At 33.8% G+C, this 17585-nt stretch carries 19 protein-coding genes; 4 read left to right on the top strand and 15 right to left on the bottom strand.

Features of this window, described 5'->3' with window-relative positions; all coding sequences use genetic code 11:
• Positions 1–20: 20 nt before the first annotated feature.
• The 14 genes from P8625_RS00660 to P8625_RS00595 form a co-directional block, all read right to left on the bottom strand.
• Positions 21–431 (bottom strand): GPW/gp25 family protein, encoded by a 411-nt coding sequence (locus P8625_RS00660; RefSeq protein WP_279651580.1) that lies wholly within the window; start codon positions 429–431, stop codon positions 21–23.
• 13 nt (positions 432–444) lie between these two features.
• Positions 445–747 (bottom strand): PAAR domain-containing protein, encoded by a 303-nt coding sequence (locus tag P8625_RS00655; protein WP_279651579.1) that lies wholly within the window; start codon positions 745–747, stop codon positions 445–447.
• An 11-nt stretch (positions 748–758) separates the two neighbouring features.
• Complete coding sequence (vgrG, locus tag P8625_RS00650; RefSeq protein WP_279651578.1) at positions 759–2558, bottom strand: type VI secretion system tip protein VgrG; 1800 nt, start codon at positions 2556–2558, stop codon at positions 759–761.
• On the bottom strand, positions 2555–3229 hold the full coding sequence (locus P8625_RS00645; protein WP_279651577.1) for a CIS tube protein: 675 nt from the start codon (positions 3227–3229) through the stop codon (positions 2555–2557). The genes vgrG and P8625_RS00645 overlap by 4 nt, the downstream gene beginning before the upstream one ends.
• Before the next feature lie 10 nt (positions 3230–3239).
• The gene (locus tag P8625_RS00640) at positions 3240–3410 is read right to left on the bottom strand and encodes a DUF5908 family protein (RefSeq protein WP_279651576.1); all 171 of its coding nucleotides are present in this window, start codon (positions 3408–3410) and stop codon (positions 3240–3242) included.
• Between the two features lie 172 nt (positions 3411–3582).
• Entirely contained in the window at positions 3583–4050 is a 468-nt protein-coding gene (locus P8625_RS00635) for a phage tail protein (RefSeq protein ID WP_279651575.1), read from the bottom strand.
• Positions 4040–4507, bottom strand: coding sequence for a phage tail protein (locus P8625_RS00630; protein WP_279651574.1), 468 nt, complete (start codon positions 4505–4507; stop codon positions 4040–4042). Before P8625_RS00630 ends, P8625_RS00635 begins: the two co-directional genes overlap by 11 nt.
• Positions 4508–4559: 52 nt before the next feature.
• Positions 4560–6140 (bottom strand): phage tail sheath family protein, encoded by a 1581-nt coding sequence (locus tag P8625_RS00625; protein ID WP_279651573.1) that lies wholly within the window; start codon positions 6138–6140, stop codon positions 4560–4562.
• 47 nt (positions 6141–6187) lie between these two features.
• On the bottom strand, positions 6188–6994 hold the full coding sequence (locus P8625_RS00620; protein ID WP_279651572.1) for a hypothetical protein: 807 nt from the start codon (positions 6992–6994) through the stop codon (positions 6188–6190).
• Positions 6994–7599 carry a Pvc16 family protein gene (locus P8625_RS00615; protein WP_279651571.1) on the bottom strand — a complete coding sequence of 202 codons (606 nt, stop codon included), beginning with the start codon at positions 7597–7599 and terminating at the stop codon, positions 6994–6996. The genes P8625_RS00620 and P8625_RS00615 overlap by 1 nt, the downstream gene beginning before the upstream one ends.
• Positions 7600–7769: 170 nt before the next feature.
• Complete coding sequence (locus tag P8625_RS00610) at positions 7770–8615, bottom strand: helix-turn-helix transcriptional regulator (protein ID WP_279651570.1); 846 nt, start codon at positions 8613–8615, stop codon at positions 7770–7772.
• Between the two features lie 661 nt (positions 8616–9276).
• The gene (typA, locus tag P8625_RS00605) at positions 9277–11049 is read right to left on the bottom strand and encodes a translational GTPase TypA (RefSeq protein ID WP_279651569.1); all 1773 of its coding nucleotides are present in this window, start codon (positions 11047–11049) and stop codon (positions 9277–9279) included.
• A gap of 187 nt (positions 11050–11236) precedes the next feature.
• Positions 11237–11545 (bottom strand): LETM1 domain-containing protein, encoded by a 309-nt coding sequence (locus P8625_RS00600; protein WP_279651568.1) that lies wholly within the window; start codon positions 11543–11545, stop codon positions 11237–11239.
• Positions 11545–12708, bottom strand: a complete 1164-nt coding sequence (locus P8625_RS00595; protein ID WP_407704752.1) for a proline dehydrogenase family protein — start codon at positions 12706–12708, stop codon at positions 11545–11547. Before P8625_RS00595 ends, P8625_RS00600 begins: the two co-directional genes overlap by 1 nt.
• A 105-nt stretch (positions 12709–12813) precedes the next feature.
• On the opposite strand from P8625_RS00595, the gene aroB reads away from it, so the two are divergent.
• The 4 genes from aroB to P8625_RS00575 all read left to right on the top strand — a co-directional run bounded on the left by aroB (position 12814) and on the right by P8625_RS00575 (position 15813).
• Complete coding sequence (gene aroB / locus P8625_RS00590) at positions 12814–13878, top strand: 3-dehydroquinate synthase (protein ID WP_279651567.1); 1065 nt, start codon at positions 12814–12816, stop codon at positions 13876–13878.
• A gap of 93 nt (positions 13879–13971) precedes the next feature.
• On the top strand, positions 13972–14568 hold the full coding sequence (locus P8625_RS00585; RefSeq protein WP_279651566.1) for a bacteriocin fulvocin C-related protein: 597 nt from the start codon (positions 13972–13974) through the stop codon (positions 14566–14568).
• A 2-nt stretch (positions 14569–14570) separates the two neighbouring features.
• Complete coding sequence (locus P8625_RS00580; protein WP_279651565.1) at positions 14571–15419, top strand: TlpA family protein disulfide reductase; 849 nt, start codon at positions 14571–14573, stop codon at positions 15417–15419.
• A gap of 46 nt (positions 15420–15465) precedes the next feature.
• Positions 15466–15813, top strand: coding sequence for a DUF1573 domain-containing protein (locus P8625_RS00575; protein WP_279651564.1), 348 nt, complete (start codon positions 15466–15468; stop codon positions 15811–15813).
• Positions 15814–15977: 164 nt separating this feature from the next.
• On the opposite strand, the gene P8625_RS00570 is transcribed toward P8625_RS00575, so the two are convergent.
• Complete coding sequence (locus tag P8625_RS00570) at positions 15978–17408, bottom strand: pyridoxal phosphate-dependent decarboxylase family protein (RefSeq protein ID WP_279651563.1); 1431 nt, start codon at positions 17406–17408, stop codon at positions 15978–15980.
• Positions 17409–17585: the final 177 nt, after the last annotated feature.

The raw sequence follows: 17585 nt of genomic DNA, 5'->3' as shown, positions 1-17585 counted from the left end.
GAGTGACCTTGTTCATACGATTATGTCAATAAATTGGTTCCTTCTTTTAGGTGAAACGGATATACGTAATTATGCCTTGTATTGGTTTGGTTATACACATAGTCTACAGTAATTTCTACCAATCCTGTTTGCAGGTCTTTATAGACTACCTCAACGTTTTTCACAGTTATTCTCGGTTCATTTTGCAGCAAACTACTTCTTACTGTTTCTTCAATATCTGCTTTGAGTGCTTTGTTCATTTTTTTAAAAAAGAAACGTTGTAAGCCTGAACCAAAATCGGGTTTCATAGGGTGCTCTCCAAAATTGGTTTGCATAATAATATCAATACTATCTTCTATGTTTGCCTCGTATTTGGTGATACGTAATTCATAATTTCCTTCGGAAAATGTTACAGGAAAAGCCCATCCTGATCCTAAAAATTCTTTGGTCATTTTTGTTTCCATATCATCCTCCTATGAACACTGTAAAACATCCTAATACTATGGTACCTCCGTGTGCAGTAGAGTCTCCTACTCTTGCGGCTGGCATCCCTCCTATAAGTACCGTTGTTGAACCTTCTACGATAGAGTCGGGCGGTCCTACACATACCAACATATCACCTACTCTTGCTGCAGGTAATTTCCCTATTAACACTGTGGGCTCTCCAGGACCAGTAACGGGTCCTCCCACATGTGGTATGGGTGACGGTACTGCTGGAGTTTGCATTGGGCATTCGTGAAAATCTGTAAGTCTTGCTGCTGGTGGCATCTTTTTATTTTTTAATTAATCATTACCATGGCTCCCTTAATCGTTGTTTCTCCTCCACCTTCAAACTGAGCACTCGCTCCGCCTTTTGCGGAATATTGCACATCGGCAGAGGATTTGATATTCATTCCTTTTATTTGAACATCTTGCGTTGCCTGCACAGTTACTCCCTGAGTTCCTTTAATAGTTACTTCTTGGTCTGCCTCAATATTGATGCTTTTACCACTTTTAATAGTAATACCACTTTCAGACATTACAATACTATTTCCATTTTGATCTTTAAGGGTTATTTGTTTGTCTTTATCGCTAAAAATCGCTGTGTTTTTATTGGGTGTTTCAATCGTGAAGATTTTATTTTCATCGTCAAACTGAATAAAAATACCTTCTTTAGACACGATTGCTTTTTTAGAGTTTTTCTCATCGGGCTCTAATCCCGTGTACGGTTTATTTTTGCTATTGCTATATACACTACCAAGAATAATGGGATAGCGCGGATCTTCATTTAAAAACCCAAGAACAACTTCATCTCCTACCTCTGGCATAAAAAAGGCTCCTGCTCCTGAGGTTGCATAAAAATTGGTAAGTCTAGCCCAAATACCTTCTCCGTTTGCATCAAACATAGGAACATCTACCAATACACGAAATTGAGTATCGGTATCTTCATACATTTTCTTTACGGTTCCATTGAAAAGTCCTTTTGCTCCCGGTAATAATCCAGATGCGGCTGGTGCCATAACGTCTGGTTCTTCGGTAAACCATATAGGAGACATTCCTATGGCTACTTCGGTAATCCAATTTCCTCCTTCAATAGTTTGAATTACTCCAGAAATTAAATGATCTCCATCAAAGCGGTCTCCTAACCCACTGAGGGTAATATAGTTTCCAGGATTTACCAAATTACTCCCTTGAAAGGTAACTTCTCCTCTAATCTTTGCATAGTTACTTTTAACCAACTGAGCCTTTGACCAATTTGTTAAATCTGAACTCTGAATGGGTGCTGTACTTTGCAAATCAAAATCTGAGAGTCCCACCACTTCCGACAGTTTTTTTGAAGATAAATTTCCAGGACCTGTATAGCTGTTCGTTTGCTGACCCGTAGTAATTTGTTGATTTTGAAAATCCCACGAACTAGCCTTTACGTCTCCCAGTTGTGTTACTGCATTCAAATTTGCATTGAATGCCATTAAATTATTACCGTACTCAATAGTTATTACTGAAGTAGTATTGGCTGCTGGCTCAAAAACGGAAACTTTATTTTCTAAGGTTGTTACCATGAGTCCGTTAGCTTCTGCTCTGGCTAGGATAAAATCCCAATCGGTTACATAGTATTGTACTTGTTCTTGCCATTCTGTAGTAGTGGCTGTTACCTCAGATGAAAGTCCTGAATAGCTTCCTATAATACTCGAAATAATATCACTATCTTTCTTTTTGGCGTAGGTTTTATTTTTTCTTCCCACCACCATTTTGATAGCCTTGTCTCTACATATTACCTCTAATACAGCCCCTTCTGAGGGATGTATATCTATATGCTGACTGGTGATAATTCCTTTAAAAACTACCTCATTTTTAGAGTCATACCCTGCTTCTATCACCACTTCATTCCCTGGTACAAAAGTTGAAGAAGAGCTTACTGTAAAACTTTCTTCAGCCGCATTACCGTCTAAGATAACTATTTTGGCAAACGAGATTTTATTGATGTTTTTAACCACCTCAATATTTTTAATCTCTACAGTATGTGTAACATCATTTCCGCTAACTTTTACGGTAGTTGTGGCTAATCCTCCACTAGTTATGTTGGTTGCTGAACTACTCATGAAACTGGTTTTTCTATGGGTGGAAAAATTAACTGCTGCCCTCCTGTAAGCTGTCTAAACTTATTCAGTTTATTGTACGCCGCCACTTGTATATAGTAATCGGGTGAATTCCATATCCTATTACACAACTGAGGCAGCGAATCTCCCTCCACAACCTCTACAAGGTGGGTCATATCAGGTGAACTTTTACTTTCTAATTTTTTTCTTTTTTTGTACGAATAGTAACTGTCAAAACTCAAGGATATTTTGGCTCTCAACGGACTTCCGTCTGGTTTGAACAAGGTATAGGAAGTGTTCAACGAGGTTAACACACAATTAAAAGAGATGTCTCCCCATTGTACTTTTACAAAATTAGGTCGGTGAATTTTTCCATTATAGGTGTACACAATACTTTCAAGTGCCGTTATTTCTTTTGACATGCTAGTACGTTTCCCATCCACAATACCTGTACAATCAATTACAATATCAAAACTTAATTGTTCTGCTGGCGCACTCTTATATTTTTGACTAGGAGCCATAGCGTCTAAAGATTGTTGTTTGGTATATTCAATGGCTCTATTCCACTTTACACTTTCTGGGTTCAACATTACCGTATAAGTTCCATTGCTTACCTCTTCATTAAAGTCTTCATCTTGATATCCCGTTATTTTCATTAACTCTAAACTAGCCATAATGCTTTTTTTATCGATTATATGCTTTCCTTTTGGTACTCTCTGTAATCATACGTTTACAACTTTCAATCAATTCTGTTTTTAACTCATTTAATCGATGCTCAGCAATAGTTGACGTTGTATGTTGTTCTACAGATTTTATTTCTGTTTTTATTACTAATTCTCGTATCTCTACAGGCATATTGTTTTTTATTTAGTGTATCGGGTAGGTTCTTTGATTCCTACTCCGCTGCTCTTCAATAATAACTTCTTCTTGTAATTTATTTATTGGTATTCTTATAGAAGATTATCGCATTCTATTCAACGAAAACTCTTTTCCTAAAATGGTAATTGCACTTATACAATTGGTCTGGTTAGGCAAATAAATCAGCTATAGAAGTATCTGGCGTAATTTCAAAATAGGTATAAGCCAATTCAATAGATTCCATCACAATTTCGCTTTCTTGTGATTTTAAATCGGATATGGAATATTTCACAGGATAGGCATTAAAAAAAGTCCACATTACCGATACTTGACCATCTGCATCTAATAAATTTACAGATACATCATGTGCTTCAATAGGATTTGCTAATCCTTCATCTAAAGAGCTCGAACACCAATCAATCAATGGTGATCCTTCAGGGATTAAGGCGCGTTTTAAAACGATGTTTTTGGTCGAAGAAACTGTGGGGAGTCGATATTTAAAACGATTTTCTCCACCACACGTAACTTCTTCCATAGTCATTTCTTTAGAAATTCCTGATACTTCTTTAAATGCCGCATCTTGTCCTTTAAATGAAAGTTCGAAATAAAATCCTACTGGATAATCACTACTTTCCATTAGTAATGATTAGTTGTTCGTGAGCGATTTCCAACGTGTCTACTGCCACTTCATTCCCGTCAGACTTTAAGTCGGTGCTCGTAATTTTGGTAGGCCATGCGTTGTTAAGCTGCCATTGCATCGTTACACTCCCCTTTTCATCTAAAAGTTTAATAAGCACTGTGCGCCTTTTAATAGTATTCATGGTAATTTCTGCATGCCAATTCCAAAAGGTATTGTCGTTTACAAATACCCCTCGTTTCATGGTTACATTACCATATTTTACAATACCTGGCATTTTTTCTGTTGAAAAAAGCTTGCTATTGCTTTTACGGTATTCTATAATTTGATTTTCTACGTCCATTCCAGAAACTTCCTGAAATGCTACTCCCTTTAATTCGGTACCCAAGTCAACTTCAAATCTGAACTTTGGCATGGGCCATGTTGCGCCTTCTACGCTTCCGTCATCTGTTGCCATAATTGTATTTTTTTTAGTTTTTTAAAGATTTGGTTTATTATTATTTTTTTGTTTAGCTAGATTTTGCCATTTCTTGTTGGAACGTCAGCACAATAAATTCAGCAGGTCTTACCACGGCAACCTTTATAGTTACATTCATAAACCCATTTAAAATATCTTCTGAAGTCATAGTAGTTCCTAAACCACATTGAACAGAATAGGCATCTGCTGCACTGGCTCCTTGCAATCCACCTTGCTTCCAAATTCCATTCAAGAAGCTGCCAATCATCGCCTTTACGGCTTCCCAAGTATTTTTATCATTAGGTTCAAATACATAAGCCTGACAAGCTAGTTTACAGGATTGTTCTAAAAAGGTCATTGTTCTTCGTACAGGAACATAACGCCAGTCTAAACTATTTCCATCTAAGGTTCTGGCACCCCAAATTAGTATGCCTAGTCCGTTAAAAAAACGAATCGCATTAATTGATTTTCCTGAAACGGCATCTACATTCAATCCTGCTTGTTGTGAATCTGATAACTTAATAGGTAAACTCGAAGCCCCTACGATAGAAGTATTTGCAGGTGCCTGCCAAGGTCCTACTGCATTATCCGTTACTGTAATTACTCCTGCCATTCCTCCGCTTGGCGGTAAAGTATTAGCATCGTTAAGTACATGATTAATAATGGTACTATAGGTCTTACTTGCCGCAATTAAAGAATTGTTATACTGACTGGTTGTTAGTGGGTTTCCTGGTGGTTTTTCAATATTTGAAATAATCGTTTCTACCGCTTGGTTCGGATTGCTGGCAGGACTTAATAATGGCTGCAATTGCTTTAAATCACCTCCAAATAAATTGGTGTAATCTATGTCAGATGTTTGCATGATGGTCGTTCCAATAAAAGGATAATACGCCGTACCGTAATCTAGTCCATTAGTCCCTGTAGCATTTCTGAAATTCTCAATATCCTGAGTCCACATAATCGGGTCTGGATTTCTTCCTCCGATAACATCAAAAACACTTATGGCTGTTTGCATCTCTGTACACTGCAATAGCATTTGCTGCATTAAGGTTCCATTGTTATCTGGTGATAACAAGGTTGCTTCTGGACAGATATACATCGTAGGTTCATCTTCATTTTTTAACAGTTCTAAACCACTGGTTAAATCGTTTAGTTGTACATTCGGATTCACTATTTGGTCTCCTGGAGTCATCGGTTTTCCCGAAGAAGTTCCATAAGTTCCAACAGATACAATATAAGCATCTCCTCCTCCATTTTCATAAAATAGTCTAATACTATTATATAGATAATAAATGGTATTAGGATCGGGCACTATAGAGTAATAGGTTCCATCAATCAGTAGGTAGTCTCCTTTTTCTGGTTGGCTTTTTTCTGCTACTAAATAATACTCTGGATTGTACTGCTTTGCTGGGTCGGCTGGTGCAGGTGGGTCTGGATAACAAAAAATCGTTTTAAACTCTGTAAAAGAGGTTATTTTTGTTGGAACATTGGCATACGATTTTCCTTCGTACATTGCCTGTGGTGTATATCCGATAAATGCGGGTACTGCTGTTGCAACAGGTACAACTGAGTTTCCAAAAGCATTTATCTCATTAATATACACTCCTGGTGTTTTGATAGTAGATAAATTCATAAGGTTAGATTGTATTTTTCATTAGTATACTATTAATTATATTCATTTTATATGTAAACATACATTAGTGATCTTATGACATGTTTAGTGCCTTGTTTTACGATTTCTAGTACAGATGGATTGGGTAAGGGCAATCCGCTGTAAACCATTTGTGTTCTATGAGTGCCTAGTTTTGTAACTTTTCCAATAAGATTTAGTTTGTATTTTGGTTTTTCTTGTAATGTTATGGCTGTTGTTTCAGACAAAAACGACAAGGCCTTTTGTCCATTTTCAAGAGTTACATCAACTGGCTTTGAAAATTGAATAGTTGGGGTTCCCTCAATATGTAACTCTTCAAAATATGTACTCTTATTATTAATGATAAGATAATTCCACTGCGTTGACCGTGACTCAAACTTTACGATATAATTTGTTACCGATGAACTGATTAAATCTGTAAAATCAATTTGTATTTTACATACTGTATTTGACAAATCTTCTTCTTTTTTAAAAGACAGAACAAGTTCATTTTTAGACTTATCTACCAAATTAGAAGTTGAGCAGAAATAGTATCCTTTCTCATTAACAGGAAACTCTGTAAAAAAATAAAAATCAGTTTTTAAAGTAGTAAGTCGAAAAGTAAATGACGTTGCTGCTGTAACTTCAGAGAGATATTTTAAGAATGAGAGAAGCTCTGTAGCAGAAGGAATATACAATGTAAATCCGTTTTGTTCCCGCTGTAGCTTCAATCCGTACTTATGCATAATGGTTTGAGTTGTAACCGTTGGTTCATACACTACCCCTTTACAAATTCCTTTGTAGAAATAGGGATGATACACCTTTACAGCTACTATTTTTTTATATCCACTTACCATTATTGAGTTGCTGTATTGGTTAGTTGATCAACTGCTGATATAAACTCTTTCACTTCATTTCCTCCTATGGTAAGTAGTTTCATCTTATAGATTACAGAGGGTTGGTATTTTGTTCCTAAAGCACTCCATAAATTATGCATTTGCATATAATCACCTCCTTTTTGAAATTCAAACTCTAATTTGTGTATTCCCTCAGGAATTTCTGAATTGGTATGAGCATCTAATAATTGATTTATTTGAAAAAACTGGATGGAAGCGTCTAAAAATTTTAAGGTTTCATAATAATCATCAAAGCTAGACGTAACCAGTATATATAAATTGTAACGCTCTTTAACAGAGGTGTGTTCATAAGAACCTGTATCTAATTTTTGATTTCGATTGTAAAACGGTTGTACCGTTTCTTGTTCTATGTGAATTAGTGTAATAACTACCTTATTCTTATTATCTGATGATACTGTGCCATTTTGGCTTACCAAACTATCTGCAACTACTACAGAATCTGTTAACTCAAACTTATTTTTTAAGTATTGATCGAGTACCTTTTTTGTATAGTAAAATGACTTCGCTATCATTTGAATAGTAGTTAGTTTGGTTCGTCTTTTCAAAGTTAGCGGTTCTTTAAACACTTTCATGAAAACCCTCATATACAATTCATAGACACATTGTAAACTTTCTTCTATTACGTAGACAAAACGTAGACACCTCATGTATAAAGCAATAAAAAAGTGACACTACATGAGAGTCACTTCTATTAATTGTTTACTTATTCTTTCTTTTAAAAAGAGCTGATAAAACTTTTTAAATCTTGCTCTTTTTCTAAAACCATTTTTTTCTTTAACCGATATTTATGTGTTCGAACACTTTCTCTGTTAATTCCTAAAATATACCTTATGTCTTCATTAGACATATTCATTTTTAAATAACAACAATACTTGATGTCTTTTACAGTTAAACATGGATATTTTTTGGTTAGTTCTCTAATAAAACCTGGATTTACATTTTCAAAGTATGCTTTAAAATCATCCCAATGGGTTGTTTTTGTGTTGATTCTAATATTGTTAACAATTGAATTTAATCTTCTTCTGGTTGGATGATCTACTGACAAGCTTAGCTCCTTTATTCTTTCCAGCATGCTTTTTAATAATGCTTTCTTCTGATCTAACTCTAATACATAACGGGCTAAATTTTTATTTTCGGAAAGAAAACCAGATTTTCTTTCTTTGTCAATAGTTTCTTTGTTCTTATGATAAGCACCACTAAGAGATAATATACTTCTTACGTTATGCAGTAAATGTTCATTTTTCAAACTATTCTCTAAACTTTGAATCATTAGCACAATATTCTTATTTGAAAAAAAAATGTTTTCATATACATTGGTTAAACAAAGAATAGGTACGGTTATTTTGATTTGCGAATTGAGTAAGTAATTAATTTCTAAATTATTATTTCTAAAACTTACAATAATAAGCTTTGGAGTAATCGTGAGCATTAACTCTCTTAATAATTTAATTGAATTTACAGTGATTGTATTACAGTCGCTTAAGTCACTCAGTTTCTTTACTATTTTCGATACTGTGTGGGTTTGGTCAGAAGCAACTATTATGTAGTTATCTTTTTTCAAAAGTTAGTTCAATAAAAACAGATGTACTCTTATAAAAATAAAATGAACATCTCTTATTTTAGTTTGGTAATTCGTTGTCGTTTTTGAAAGTAGTTGTCTTTCTTAATTTATATATGATGTTTTTAAACTTCTTCTAAAATTAAATTATAATAATTAAGTTACCCCTACTTTTTCTACCAGTGTTTAAAAAAAAGGTAAGAACGTAATGTAATCGATAGCTAGAAATAGTTACCTAATTTTGAACCAAACAAGTGCTTTTTTTGAAAAGGTTATTAATTGGAAAACGACTCAAAGTATTATTGTTTTAGACTAACTCTTCGAAAAAAAAGAGATTCAAAAAACATACTATGACATTTGTATTGGTAACATGGAAAAAAACGGAGAAATTGATTTTTAGATATTTTGCCCCAACATTGCGTTAATTATTACCTAACGATAATGCAAAAAATAATAAAGTAACGTATTGCTATTTACAACTCAAAAAGACCGCACTTATGATACTATATGCTAACACCTAATTAAATGCGTAAACAAACTAAACTCAAAATAAAAGTATAGAAAAAGAAAATCTCTGAACAAATGATATTTTGTTCAGAGATTTAGTATTGTTAATCCATCAAAAACTGTAACGGTTTTTTAGGAACTAGTCAAGCAAAGAATATTACTTTACAAAATTTATTTTACGCATACGTAAGCTCTCAGGTGTTACTTCTAAATACTCATCAGATCGTATGTATTCCATGCACTCTTCTAACGACATATCTATTTTCGGAGCGATTTTTACTCCATCATCAGAACCTGAGGCACGTACGTTTGTTAGTTTTTTTCCTTTGATTAAGTTTACTGCTAAATCATCTGCTTTAGAGTTTTCTCCGACTACCTGACCTTTGTAAATTTCTTGGTTAGGGTCGATAAAGAAACGTCCTCTATCCTGTAAACGGTCTATTGCATAGGCCGTCGCTTTTCCTGTTTCCGAAGAAACAATAGCACCTTTTAATTCTTCTGTAAACTCACCTTTAAAAGGTCCGTATTCACTAAATCGGTGGTTTATAATAGCTTGCCCAGCAGTAGCTGTTAAAATTTTATTACGTAAACCGATCAATCCTCTTGACGGAATGGTAAATTCTAAGTGTTGTAAGTCTCCTTTAGGTTCCATCACCAACAAGTCTCCTTTACGTAAAGAAACTAGGTTAATCGCTTTAGAAGCTACTTCTTCTGGTACATCGATAGATAAGGTTTCGTAAGGTTCGCTCTTTACACCATCAATGTTTTTTATGATAACCTGCGGACGCCCTACTTGCAATTCATACCCTTCGCGACGCATCGTTTCAATCAATACAGATAAGTGTAGTACACCACGCCCGAAAACATTGAATTTATCTTCTGTATCAGTCTCATCAACACGCAATGCTAAGTTTTTCTCCATTTCTTTAAAAAGACGATCACGTAAGTGACGAGAGGTTACATACTTCCCTTCTTTACCAAAGAAAGGTGAATTGTTAATCGTAAACAACATACTCATGGTAGGCTGATCTACTTCAATTCTTGGTAATGCTTCAGGATTGTCTAAATCTGCAATCGTATCTCCAATTTCAAAATCGTCTAAACCAGTAACCGCACAAATATCTCCACTACGTACTTTGTCTGCCTCAGCTTTACCCATTCCTTCAAAAACGTGTAGTTCTTTAATACGTACTTTTTTCGTAGTTCCATCTGATTTACAAAGCATATAGTCTTTGTTTTTTTCTAAGTCTCCACGGTATACACGCCCGATAGCAATTCTTCCTTTAAATGAAGAATAATCTAACGAGGTAATTTGCATTTGAGGAGAGCCTTCACGGTAAGGTGCTTCAGGAATTGTTTCTAAAACAGCATCTAGTAACGGAACGATATCGTCCGTTGGTTGTTGCCAATCGGTACTCATCCATCCATTTTTTGCTGAACCGTATATAGTTGTAAAGTCTAATTGTTCTTCGTTTGCTTCTAAGGCAAACATTAAATCAAATACTTTTTCATGTACTAAATCTGGTGTACAATTTTCTTTGTCTACTTTATTTACTACCACGATAGGAGTTAATCCTAATTCAATGGCTTTTCCTAATACGAAACGTGTTTGTGGCATGGGACCTTCAAAAGCATCAACCAATAATAAAACCCCATCTGCCATTTTTAATACACGTTCTACTTCACCTCCAAAATCGGCGTGCCCAGGAGTATCGATAACGTTAATTTTTACTCCTTTATAAGTTACGGATACATTTTTAGATAAAATAGTAATTCCACGTTCACGCTCTAAGTCATTGTTATCTAACAATAAATCGGTACGCTCTTTACGTTCGTCTAAAATTTTAGCTTGATCTATAATTTTGTCTACCAAGGTTGTCTTTCCGTGGTCAACGTGTGCTATAATAGCAATATTTCTTATTGATTGCATTCTTGCTTATTTTGAAGCTGCAAAAGTAGTGTTTTATTAGTTATGAATTACGAATTTTTTATATATGAATTGTCGCAGTAATTTTAAAACGTATAAAACACTCCGTTTTATGGAATGTGTCCATACTTTATCATTTAATTCTACCCTCAAAAACCCCCTAAATATATGCGTTTATATAAAAAGAAATTTATACTTCTTGTTTGTCTTTCAATTCTTTATCATCAGCCTTAAAAGCACTTGGCAAAATATCGGGAATTAACTTAATGAGTAAAGGTAAAAGCAAGGCTCCTCCTGGTAGCATAAATATTGTAAATGCAGGAATTGCCTTACAAATATCGAGTGTTTGTGATTTTACCTTTGCTTTTTCTTCTGTGTTTAATGGTGTGGTTAATGATTTTTTTATAAGAAAAACCAACTCCTTGCTTTCTCGGAGCTCAATTGCTAATCTTTTTTTATTTTTATAGATAGCTTCTTTTATTTCATCAACGGTATTCATTAAAGCTTTCTACGTGCTTTTTCAATCTTAAGAAGTTTTAATTCTCTTGACGTTTGTCCTGCTACTGAAGTATTTTCTTCTGCTCTACGTATCAGGTAGGGCATCACATCACGAACAGGCCCGAAAGGTACATATTTTGCTACATTATACCCTTCTTTTGCCAAATTAAAGCTTATATGATCGCTCATTCCGTATAACTGACCAAACCACATGCGTTTGTCGTCTTTAGCAATGTGATGCTCTTTCGCTAAATCCATTAATAAATAAGAACTTTCTTCATTATGGGTTCCAGCAAAAATAGCCATGTTTTTATGATCCATCATATAACGAACAGCCTCGTTGTAATTGTTATCCGTTGCTTGTTTGTCTGCGCAAATTGGAGATTCGTATCCTTTCTCTTTAGCTCTTTCTCGCTCTTTTTCCATGTAAGCACCACGAACCAACTTCATACCAATATGATATCCTTTTTGATGTGCCCTTAGGTGTAAAGCTCTTAAATATTCCATCCTATCATGGCGATACATTTGCAAGGTATTAAAAACGATGGCTTTCTCTTTGTTGTAAATTCCCATCAATTCTTCAATTAAATCATCAGCTGCATCTTGCATCCAACTTTCTTCAGCATCAATTAACAAGGGTACATTTTTGGCTTTCGCCGCCTTACAAACGGTATGAAAACGTGCTACCACTCTATCCCATTCTGCTTTTTCTTCTGCTATTAACTCTTTTCCTTCAGTTAACTTTTGGTACAGTGCAAAACGACCAAAACCAGTTGGTTTAAAAACTGCAAAAGGAATAGACTGCTTCTCCTCAGCAAAATCGATTGTTTTTAAGGTCATTTTTAAAGCATCGTCAAACTGTGCTTCATCTTCTTTTCCCTCTACCGAATAATCTAAAATACTATGCACCTTACCTTGTTGGTGCATTTTTTCAATTGTTGGTAAACAATCTTTTTCACTTACGCCGCCACAAAAATGATCAAAAACTGTTGAACGGATTAATCCTTCAACTGGCAAATGTGCTTTTAAAGCAAAGTTTGTTACCGCAGTACCTATTCGAACCATGGGTTGACTCTGAATCATTTTAAATAAAAAATAGGCACGTTCTAACTCTGAGTCAGATTTTAATTTAAAAGCTGTTTCTGTATTATCAAAAAGTCTCATTATTGAGGAAAAGTTATATCTCTATTTATTGAGACAAATATAATTCAGTAGAGCGATATTTTTTAATTTTTTCTGTTTAATTTCGCCTTATATTTTTTTGTTATTATGACCACGATTAACGCAGCAACATATCCTATTCATTTTGAAGAAAAAGGCTATCAAGAATTAACTTCTTTGGTTTCTGAAAGAAATTATTCTTCGATTTTTGTTTTAGTAGATGACAATACTTCAAATTGTTGCTACCCTCGATTTATGGAACTATTTTTTACCAACAAACCTATGGAAGTGATTCAAATTGAAGCTGGTGAGGTACATAAAAACATAGAAACTTGTGTAGGCGTATGGAATGCAATGACCGAATTGGGCGCTGATAGAAAAAGTTTGTTAATTACTTTAGGTGGTGGCGTAATTACCGATTTAGGTGGTTTTGTGGCTTCTGCGTTTAAACGCGGAATTGATTTTGTTAACATTCCCACTACCTTGTTAAGTATGGTCGATGCTTCTGTTGGAGGGAAAACAGGGGTCGATTTAGGAGTGTTAAAAAACCAAATTGGAGTATTTGCCAACCCTGAATTGATTGTTATTGATGCCGAATATTTGCAAACTGTGACTCCAAGAGAAATTCGTTCTGGTACTGCGGAAATCATCAAATACGGAATGACTCACGACATTCGCCTCTTTAATGAAATTAAAGATAACGACGAACTTAACATTGTTGACTTGATTCATCGTTCGATAGAAATTAAAAATGAAGTGGTGTTAGAAGATCCGAAAGAACAAAGTGTTCGTAAGGTTTTAAACTGGGGGCATACGATTGGACATGGTATAGAATCGTATTTTTTAGAAAATAATAAAAAAGAAGCTTTAACACATGGTGAGGCAATTGCTATTGGAATGGTGTGTGAGGCTTATTTATCATCAAAAGTTTTAGGTTTTCCAGAAAATCAAGTTACTGAAATAAAAGAGGCTATTGTTAACATATATGGTAAAGTAGCTTTGTATGAAGAAGATTTTGACCCTATTCTTAAATTGATGAAACATGATAAGAAAAACGTAGGTGGCGAAATTAATTTTGTGCTTTTAAGAAACTATGAAGACTTTGAAATTAATTGTAATGCTTCTGAAATCTTAATTAGAGAGAGTTTGATGTTTTATGTAACATATAAGTAAAATATTTTGATTTTTCGTTTTTTTTTTTTTACGTTAGCAAAAAAATTGAGGTGTACTACCTGAATAAAAATTGTTAATCTAAAATCAAAAAAAATGAAAAACTCTTTAATTTTATGCCTTTGTGCATTTGTATTAGTTTTTTGGTCTTGTACAGAAAATGAAATGCAGAACGAACCAGAATTTGTAAATCAAACCAAAATCGAACAAGTATTAAATGCTAAAAACAAAAGTGAACAAAAATTGACTTATACACTCTTAAACAAAGATGAAAAATACAATTTATGGATAAACAAATTAAAAACCGTTTTAAGTCAAGGTAAGTTAAACAAAAATCAGAGATTACTCATTAATAAGTTCATTGCATTTTTAAAACCGAAACACTTTATAACAGATAGTGACGAACAACTTTTTTTAAAGAATGTGTATATTCCAAAATATTTGGGAGAGTTAAAAAAAGAATTTACGGTTAATCAAATTGGTACAACTTTCTACAAAATCCCTATCACTCATGTCGATAATGAAGGTGGTGGTGGTGAAACAAAAGATTGTGATTGTAATAGAAACTCAATGGTTTCATGTCAATGGCTTAATACTTCTTCATGTGAAGAAAGAACATGTAAATCATCATATGATGGTTGTGGGTTTCTTTTAGCCTACTCTTGTAATGGTATTTGTAGAAAGCCTTTGTAATAATGAAAACTAACATTCAATTATTTTTTATCTCACTGTTTTGTTTTTTTTTAGAGCTTATTCTAGCTTTCTTGACTAATGGAAATGTTATTTATAGATTCATATTTTTTAATTTAATTTATTTTCTCATTTCTTTTATAGTATTTAAAAAATTTCCAAATATAAAGCTGAAAGTTTTATTTTTCTTTTTAGTTCCTGTTTTATTTGTACTTGTGGTTTCTTTATACGCTTATTATCAACAAGGTTTTAATAATCTTTTGCCTGCTGTTCTGTTTGGTATTTTATCGCTGGTTATGGCTTTTTACCTTTCTGAGAGAAAAACAATTATTTTACCTATAGGAGTCTACTTAATCACTTTACTGTTAGGCTGGTATATGTATACCAATTGGATTTTAGGATGGAGTGAAAAAATAGAGAATGAATACCTTGCTGAAGAAGTAGTAATTAAAGATGCTAACGGAGAGGAATTCCACATTAAAGATAAAAAAGGTACAGTTACAGTGTTAGACTTATGGTCTACTACTTGTGGAGCATGTATAAAGAAATTTCCAGATTTTGAAAAGCAGTACAACTTATATAAAAATGATTCTACGGTTAAATTATATTCTCTGTATTTGCCTTTGAAAAGAGATACCGCTCTTAGCATTAAAAGTTATACGAGCAACTATACATTTCCTAAATTGTATGCTGAAAATATTAGTAGTTGGGAGAAATTGAATATAGATGGAGTGCCTTTAATTATAATGATAGACAAAAAAGGTAAAGTTCGCTTTAGAGGTGCTATGAATACTAATAAATATTTACTTTATAACAATTTTAATCGTTTAATTGAAAAGTTTAAAAATGAATAATTCATTAATCATTGTATTACTTTTATGCTTAGTCACTAGTTCTTGCTTGAAAAAATCAAATAATCCTGTTGCAAAAGCTGAAATTTTAGAAAAAGATTTTGACTTTGGAGAAATTACATTGCAAGATACGATTGCTCATAGTTTTAAGATTAAGAATACAACGGATATTCCTTTAAAAATAAACAATTTAGCAACGAGCTGCGGATGCACAACCTTTGATTTGCTGGATTCGATAGCTAAGAAAGACGAATCCTTAACAGTAACTGTACAGTTTATTCCAAAAGAAGAACATATAGGTCAACGTGTTTCTAACTCTGTGGTAGTTGAGATGAATACAGACCCTCCTTTTTCCGTTGTTCGCTTAAAAGGAAAAGTTCTAAGCATACCAAAGTAGAAACGATTTTTACAATGCGGTTTTTATTTCAATAGAAAACAAAAAAGGAGCTTTTTCAGCTCCTTTTAATTTATTCACTAATTGCAACTTAAATGCTTCAATACTTGTGTTATTTTTTTAAACCAATATCCTTAGCACGCCTTATAGTCTTGTGCTTAAATAATTCACTCTTCTTTCAAAATTTCTTCTCCGAATGTATTGCATAACTCCAAGGTTTCTTCTACATCTTCAAGAGTTGTTTTCGGATTAATCAAACACATTCTTAACACTACTTGCTTGTTCAGTATAGTCGTTACTAAAAGTGCTTCTCTAGATGCCATTATTTTTTGAGAAATTTTCTGATTTAACTCGTCAATTTCTTTTTCTGATAAGTGCAACCCAATAGGATTGTATCTAAAGTTAATTACTGCCAGTGTTGCAGGAGAAATAATTTCCCAATTTCTACTTTTACGCAATAATTTCTCTACATTATCAGCCAATTCAATATTGTAAGTAATTGCCTTTTTAAAAGTATCTAATCCATAGGTTTTGATAGACATATAAAACTTTAATGCTCGAAAACGTCGGGTTAACTGAATTCCGTAGTCGTAAAAATTAATTTCAGATTCATTCCCTTCAATATCTCTTAAATACTCTGGTTTTTCACTAAAAGTATTGCTTAACCAAGAGGCATTTTTAACCAATAAACACCCAATTTCATAAGGCTGAAAAAACCATTTATGTGGATCTACCGTTAGCGAATCGGCACGTTCAATTCCTCGTAGAGCTTTCGCTCCTTTTTCAGCTAAAATTGCAGCTCCACCATACGCACCGTCTATATGAAACCACAAATCTTCCTCTTCGCAAATGTCTGCTATTTCATCTAGAGGGTCTACCGTACCTGTATTCGTAGTTCCTGCTGAAGCGATGTAACAAAATGGTTGTAATCCTTCTAATCGGTCTTTGGCTATCGCACTTTTTAACTTGTTAATACTTATTTTGAATTCAATATCAGTAGGTAAAATTCTAATTTGCTCTTTCTTAAAGCCTAAAACACGAATGGCCTTGATATTGGATGAGTGCGCTTGGTCTGACAGGTAAATTACTGCCTTCGAAAAATCATCTCCACATTTAATGCGTCTTGCTGTTACCAAAGCGGTTAAGTTTGCCATAGAGCCACCACTGGTAAAAATACCTCCTCCTTTTTCTACAGGAAAATTGTACATTTTCAATAACCAATTCATAGTTACTATCTCTAGCTCTGCTGCCGCAGGAGAAACCATCCATCCACCAGAAAAAATATTGAATCCCGTCGCTAAACTATCCGCCATCGTACTGATAAAATTACTGGGGCCTGGTACAAACGAATATGCTTTAGGATGTAAAATAACTGTACTGTTCGGTATCACATTTTCCATCACAAAATCTAACACTTCTTCGGCAGGCATTCCAGAACTTGGAGCTTCTTGTAAAAAAATACTATCCATTTCTTTTCTAGAAGCACTAGAGACTGGCTTTTTTTGATCTAAAGTAGCCCAATGTTCTGCAATTATATCTACAATTTTATATCCGTAAGACTTCATCTCTTCTTTTGATAAATCAAAATGAGCGCTCATATCTTTATAATTTTAAATTTTGTTGCAAAATTAAGATAATTAAAACCGTTTGCTATCCTATTTTTGGTTTATATTCGTACGTTTTATTTCTTTAAAGCATTATAATACGTTACCTTTTTAAAGATAAACACATATTGCAATGAGTTCAAGAGATACTTAACAATACTTAAATCAACA

The sequence above is a fragment of the Tenacibaculum tangerinum genome (genome assembly GCF_029853675.1).
In the GTDB taxonomy this organism is placed as follows: domain Bacteria; phylum Bacteroidota; class Bacteroidia; order Flavobacteriales; family Flavobacteriaceae; genus Polaribacter; species Polaribacter tangerinum_A.
This window is presented reverse-complemented; position numbering and strand designations above follow the sequence as displayed.